Annotated in this window: 6 protein-coding genes and 2 pseudogenes; 5 read left to right on the top strand and 3 right to left on the bottom strand. The window is 46.2% G+C overall.

What is annotated here, in order from left to right:
- Positions 1-205: 205 nt before the first annotated feature.
- Positions 206-442, top strand: a pseudogene (locus tag ACE1B6_RS00100) (response regulator transcription factor); the annotation flags it as partial.
- A gap of 25 nt (positions 443-467) precedes the next feature.
- Here the strand turns inward: ACE1B6_RS00100 and ACE1B6_RS00095 are convergent.
- Positions 468-1,679 (bottom strand): RNA-guided endonuclease InsQ/TnpB family protein, encoded by a 1,212-nt coding sequence (locus ACE1B6_RS00095; RefSeq protein WP_413255195.1) that lies wholly within the window; start codon positions 1,677-1,679, stop codon positions 468-470.
- A gap of 109 nt (positions 1,680-1,788) precedes the next feature.
- A complete protein-coding gene (locus ACE1B6_RS00090; RefSeq protein ID WP_413255194.1) occupies positions 1,789-2,709 on the bottom strand; it encodes an AraC family transcriptional regulator in 921 nt (306 codons plus the stop codon).
- A gap of 201 nt (positions 2,710-2,910) precedes the next feature.
- On the opposite strand from ACE1B6_RS00090, the gene ACE1B6_RS00085 reads away from it, so the two are divergent.
- The 4 genes and pseudogenes from ACE1B6_RS00085 to ACE1B6_RS00070 all read left to right on the top strand — a co-directional run.
- Positions 2,911-3,816, top strand: a complete 906-nt coding sequence (locus ACE1B6_RS00085; protein WP_413255193.1) for an NmrA family NAD(P)-binding protein — start codon at positions 2,911-2,913, stop codon at positions 3,814-3,816.
- Between the two features lie 48 nt (positions 3,817-3,864).
- Positions 3,865-4,032 (top strand): nuclear transport factor 2-like protein, encoded by a 168-nt coding sequence (locus tag ACE1B6_RS00080; protein WP_413255192.1) that lies wholly within the window; start codon positions 3,865-3,867, stop codon positions 4,030-4,032.
- A 63-nt stretch (positions 4,033-4,095) separates the two neighbouring features.
- Positions 4,096-4,830: an SDR family oxidoreductase gene (locus ACE1B6_RS00075; protein WP_413255191.1), complete on the top strand. Its 735-nt coding sequence runs from the start codon at positions 4,096-4,098 to the stop codon at positions 4,828-4,830.
- A gap of 234 nt (positions 4,831-5,064) precedes the next feature.
- Positions 5,065-5,355, top strand: a pseudogene (locus ACE1B6_RS00070) (disulfide bond formation protein DsbA); the annotation flags it as partial.
- Between the two features lie 31 nt (positions 5,356-5,386).
- Here the strand turns inward: ACE1B6_RS00070 and ACE1B6_RS30020 are convergent.
- Positions 5,387-5,496, bottom strand: a 110-nt coding sequence (locus tag ACE1B6_RS30020; protein WP_459562952.1) for a transposase, incomplete at its 5' end; no start/stop codon positions are given.

Below are 5,496 nucleotides of genomic sequence, written 5' to 3'. Positions count from 1 at the left end.
TCTGGAAGCTTTGTATAGTAAGCATTTGAACCTGTTCAACCGAGACTAGAAAAAACAACACACTGTTGAAAACCTTATTCTGTCTAGCTTTGACGAAATAAGGGGTGTGGCCTCTAACAACTATTTTGTGAGAAATGCGGGATCAGGACTGAAGATATAGAAATTCGTCGAGATCAGGTCACAATTCTCCTTGAGGCACGGGGAGCCCGATGTGGGAGCAAAGTTAGTTCAACGGCTCAGCAATCCAGAACTGAGTGAACGAGAACTGACTGTCCTCCGCTCACTGGCACAGGGGATGAGTAATGCCGAGATTGCAACTGCTTTGAGTATTGGTGAAGGCACGGTCAAATCTCATGTCAACCGAATTTTGAATAAGTTAGATGTGAGCGATCGCACTCAAGCGGTGATTGTTGCTGTTAAACGCGGCATTGTCAGTTTATAGGGTTGCTGTATTGACACTCACCGCCCTACAAGTGCGGTGATTCTTCATTCATAGACTCAGCTTGCCCTGACAGGATTACTCCAATCAAAGTAGAGGCTAAATCTCCTGAAGCGTTCGGATCTACGATCCAAGTTCCTGTATGCCCTACAGTACTTAAGGCTACTTTTAGAATCATCAGTGCCGCATTCCAATCCCGATCCAATATGAACCCACATTTACAAATATGAGTTCTCATAGATAGGGATTTTTTTACGATTGCACCACAGCAGAAACATTCTTGAGAAGTTAAGGCCGGATTAACCGCAATAGTTATCTTGCCAAACTTCACCCCAAAATGTTCCACCCATTTTCTAAATTGATACCAACCTGCATCATTAATAGATTTAGCCAGACAATGATTTTTTACTAAATTCTTAATCCTCAAATCTTCGTAGGCAATCAAATCGTTAGATTGAACTACGCAACGCGCCACTCTTTTAGCGTGTTCTTCACGCTGCCTACTTATTTTGAGGTGTACTCGCCCTAATCTATTAACAGCTTTTCTCCGGTTGGCAGAGCCAATATTTTTTCGGAAAACCCGTCTTTGTCTAAGTTTTAGACGTTTTTCGCTTATGCGATAAAACTTAGGATTTGGTTCTGAGTAACCATTGGAATCTGTGTAGAATTCTTTAATTCCTACATCCAACCCAATAGCTTTACCTGTCGGCTGACAATCTACTTTGTTGTCCACTTTCACTAAGAATTGGACATAATAGCCATCAGCACGTCGAACTATTCTCACCCGTTTTATTTGCTCTAATTGGTAGAAGTTTAGATCCCACGTTCCTTTGAGTTTTAGCTTGCCAATGCCCTTTTTATCTGTAAAGGTGATTTGTTTCCTAGTTTCAGAAAGTGACCATCCTGAAGTTTTGTATTCAACTGAACGGCAGTTTTTCTTAAACTTTGGATAGCCTTTTTTGCCAGGAACAGACTTTCGGCAATTATCATAAAATCGAGCAATTGCTGAATAAGCCCATTCCACTGCAACCTGACAAGCATGAGAGTTTAAAGCTTTCACAAAGGGATATTCCGCCCTTAATACCGTATTGTGTCGATACAATTCTTTCTGCCCAACTCCCCGATTATCCATCCAAAACTGGAGGCATTTATTGCGAACAAATTGGGCAGTCCTAATTGCTTCATCAATGGCTTGATATTGAATTGTTTTCCCTTGCGCCTTAAACTCTAAAACTATCATCTGACGTGGAAAACCTCTACGGCAATTAGCTTAACACAATTAAAGCCGCCCTACAAGGGCGGGGCTTGTATCCCATTTTTTTGGTCAATGGATAACTAGCAGTCTTCGTTCAAGCTGTCCGTAACCGTTCAATGTCTCGAATGGGCGGCGCACCGAACAATCGCGAATATTCCCGACTGAACTGTGAGGGACTTTCATATCCCACCTGGTAGGCAGTAGAGGTCGCATCGAAATCCTCAGCGAGCATCAGACGACGCGCTTCTAACAGTCTTAACTGCTTCTGATACTGAAGCGGACTCATCGAAGTGACTTGCTTGAAATGCTGATGGAACGACGAAGTAGACATCCCGATCTGACTCGCTAAATCCTCGATCCGCATCGGCTGGGTAAAATCAGATTTGATTTGTTGAATCGCTAAAGCAATTCGCTGCATATTACTGCCGGATGTGGCAATTTGACGCACGGCTTCCCCCTGTTCACCCAACAGCAGATGGTAATAGAGTTCACGGATCATCAACGGTGCCAGCATGGAGATGTGTTGCGGAGTGTCTAAGAGCTTGACGAGGCGAAGGGCACACTCCATCAAGGCTGGATCGACGTTGCTAACTGATACGCCTCGAACAGAGTTTTCTTTCTTTGCCGAACTGGTACCCATTTGGGCAACCATCTCACACAATTGCATCAAGTCTAAGTTCAGCTTCAACCCCAAATACGGCTTATCAGATGTCGCCTCAGTCACAAAGCCACTCAGCGGTAAATCAACGGAGACGACAAGATACTGCATTGCACCATACTGATACATCTCCTCACCCAGAAATGCTTTTTTCTGACCTTGAACGACGATCGCCAGGATGGGTTCATACACGCTATGAGGTGCGGTAGATACTGTATCTGAGCGCGCAAAGTCTAATTGCTCGATCGCCGTGGGTTGAATCATGTTGCCGCTAGATTGGGTATGCCGCATGATCCGTGTGGCGATTTCTTGGCGGTAATCCGCGATTATGTCAGGGCGAGAGATTGCGACTGTCATAGCAGAGACTCGACTAACTCAATACCTTACAGTTGCCATTATAGAATCTCTGCAAACGATCATTCTGGAGAATTAGGCAATCATCGGATAGGTTTGGGCATTTCAACACCAGCTTTTCAAACCTATGCTGAACTCAGACGAATAGACAAGATGAGGATCAGGCAATGATGCAAGAAGGCAAAAATCGCCTGAGTGACCGGAATGATTAATGAGCAGGAAAACCTTATGTATGTAGTTTTTGGAGCGACGGGACAGACAGGTTCAGCAGTGGCTAACGCTTTGCTTGAGAGAAATTTTCCAGTGCGCGTTGTCTTGCGCTCTGATAAAGCTGCCAGTACATGGCGAGAGAAAGGTGCAGACGTAGCGGTTGCCGAAGTCACTGATGTCGAAGCGATGACTGCCGCGATGCGTGAAGCGGATGCCGTCTATGTGATGAACCCACCTGCTTACAACGTCAGCGATATGTTTGCGCTGGCAGAACAGATCGGCGAGTGTTATGTTGAAGCCCTTACAAACGCTGATGCACGGAAGGTCGTGTTACTGTCTTCGGTTGGTTCACAGCACGCTTCCGGTACGGGCAACATTTTGACGACCCATATTTTAGAGCGCATGTTGGGCAACTTGGCAGTTCCCGTTACATTTCTGCGAGCGGCAGCGTTTATGGAGAATTGGGGGAGTGCCGCCGCGATCGCTGCCGAACAAGGGGTACTGCCCAGTTTTTTTGCTCCACTCGATCGTCGGCTGCCTATGGTTTCGACCGAAGACATCGGGCGCACTGCGGCTGAAGCCATGATTGAAGACTGGAAAGGTCAGCGCATCATCGAGCTGCATGGTCCGATCGACTACTCACCAAACGATGTCGCTGCTGCTTTTGCCGCTGTGCTTAACCGTAATGTACAGGCAATTGCTGTTCCCGAAAGCGACTGGCAAGCAACGATTTCCAGCTTTGGCTTTTCACCTGAAGCCGTCAACAGCTACAGCGAGATGATGCGCGGTTTCAACTCTGGTTATATCGTCTTTGAAAGTAGCCCAGAGATAGAAACGCGCACCGGACAAACTGCAATAGAAGCTGCTGTTGATAGATTGACTGGAAGCAAATCCAAGTAAAAATTAGCTTGAGGAGATTGAAATAGTGCGTTATTTAAGTCAGGCGATATGGTGATCGTGCTATGGGACGGAGAGGCGACTGCCAGAGACGGCAGACCGTACCGGAACACCTATACCTGGTATTTCCGCATGAAAGACGACCAAGTAATCGAAGCGATCGCCTTCCTAGACATGAGCAAGTTTACAGAATTGTGGACAAGGGTTTCACATTCATGATCCAGGAAATGGAAATCAATATTTAGTTCACAGCACTCAACTCGAACAGAAAGGAAAACAACGATGTTAAACATTGAGAACAAAGTCATTGCGATCACTGGAGCCAGTAGCGGGATTGGCGAAGCCACAGCTAAGTTACTCGCTCGAAACGGTGCAAAGGTGCTTTTGGGCGCACGGCGCACCGAAAAGCTGGAAAAGATTGTTGAGGAGATCCACACTTCAGGCGGTACGGCAGAATTTAAAGCCGTAGATGTCACTGATCGAGAAGATGTGAAAGCGTTCATTGGGTTTGCAAAAGACAAGTTTGATCGCGTCGATGTCATCTTTAACAACGCAGGCGTGATGCCGCTCTCCCCGATGAATGCCTTGAAAGTCGAGGAATGGGACACGATGATCAACGTGAATATCAACGGGGTGTTGAATGGTATTGCAGCAGCTTTGCCGATTATGGAAGCGCAAGGTGGCGGACAAATCATCAATACCGCGTCGATTGGTGCCCATGTGGTAGTACCCACCAGCGCAGTTTACAGCGCGACCAAGTACGCAGTTTGGGCAATCTCCGAAGGACTGCGGCAGGAGTCGAAAATAATTCGCGTCACCGTCATCTCTCCCGGTGTGGTTGAAACCGAACTCGGCTCTGATATCACGGACGAGCCAACAAAAGGCTTCTTGAAAGAACTCCGCAAAGACGCACTCAACCCGGATACGATCGCCAGCGCTGTTCTGTATGCCGTGTCTCAGCCGGATGATGTCGATGTCAACGAAGTGATTGTCCGCCCGATCCGCCAGATGATGTAGGCAACGGCTCTCGATCGCGTCAGACGGATAGGATTGACCGTGCAATTAAGTTTTGAGTCTAATTTGAGTTAGAGCCTACCTTCTATCTTAAGAAGGAGCGGCTGCTCCATCAAATTACAGCCTAAAAATGTTAACTCACTGTAGACGACAACTAAAACCCAATTGCTTATATTGAATTTATATGGATTGAGCAAGTGAATCGCAAGGTTCCATGCTTGATACAGATGTAGAAAGATGATCGACGACCATAGTTCCAGTTCTTTAGTTGTGCCAGCTTCAACCCAAGATCACAGTCAAGGTATGCTAAGTGCCGCCGTGATGTTAGTGATGTATGGGGATTATCAATGTCTTAGAAGTGCAGCCGTTTACAAGCTGATTAAAATCATTCGGCAAGAGTTTACGGTTTCTTTTGGAGAGGATTATTTATGTTTTATCTTCCGCCATTTTCCACAGATCCAGATTCATCCCCAGGCACAACGGGCAGCCCAAGCAGCCGTTGCCGCCGCCGCCCAAGGAAAGTTTTGGGGCTCTCCTCTAAAGTCTGTGATAAATATTTCTAATCAGAAAAACTACCTAAAAGGCGGGCACGAAAACTTTCAAAATTTGTAAAACCATAACCCTGACGCATAATTAGTTTAGCTTTATTGTTGATTCCTTCCATTACAC

This window comes from Floridaenema fluviatile BLCC-F154 (assembly GCF_041929135.1).
GTDB lineage: Bacteria > Cyanobacteriota > Cyanobacteriia > Cyanobacteriales > Aerosakkonemataceae > Floridanema > Floridanema fluviatile.
This window is presented reverse-complemented; position numbering and strand designations above follow the sequence as displayed.

What these genes read in the sequence shown, in the direction of transcription:
- ACE1B6_RS00075 (WP_413255191.1), top strand. Translation starts at nt 4,096, where the DNA reads ATGTTAAACATTGAGAACAAAGTCATTGCGATCACTGGAGCCAGTAGC.
- ACE1B6_RS00085 (WP_413255193.1), top strand. Translation starts at nt 2,911, where the DNA reads ATGATTAATGAGCAGGAAAACCTTATGTATGTAGTTTTTGGAGCGACG.
- ACE1B6_RS00080 (WP_413255192.1), top strand. Translation starts at nt 3,865, where the DNA reads ATGGTGATCGTGCTATGGGACGGAGAGGCGACTGCCAGAGACGGCAGA.
- ACE1B6_RS00095 (WP_413255195.1), bottom strand. Translation starts at nt 1,679, where the DNA reads ATGATAGTTTTAGAGTTTAAGGCGCAAGGGAAAACAATTCAATATCAA.
- ACE1B6_RS00090 (WP_413255194.1), bottom strand. Translation starts at nt 2,709, where the DNA reads ATGACAGTCGCAATCTCTCGCCCTGACATAATCGCGGATTACCGCCAA.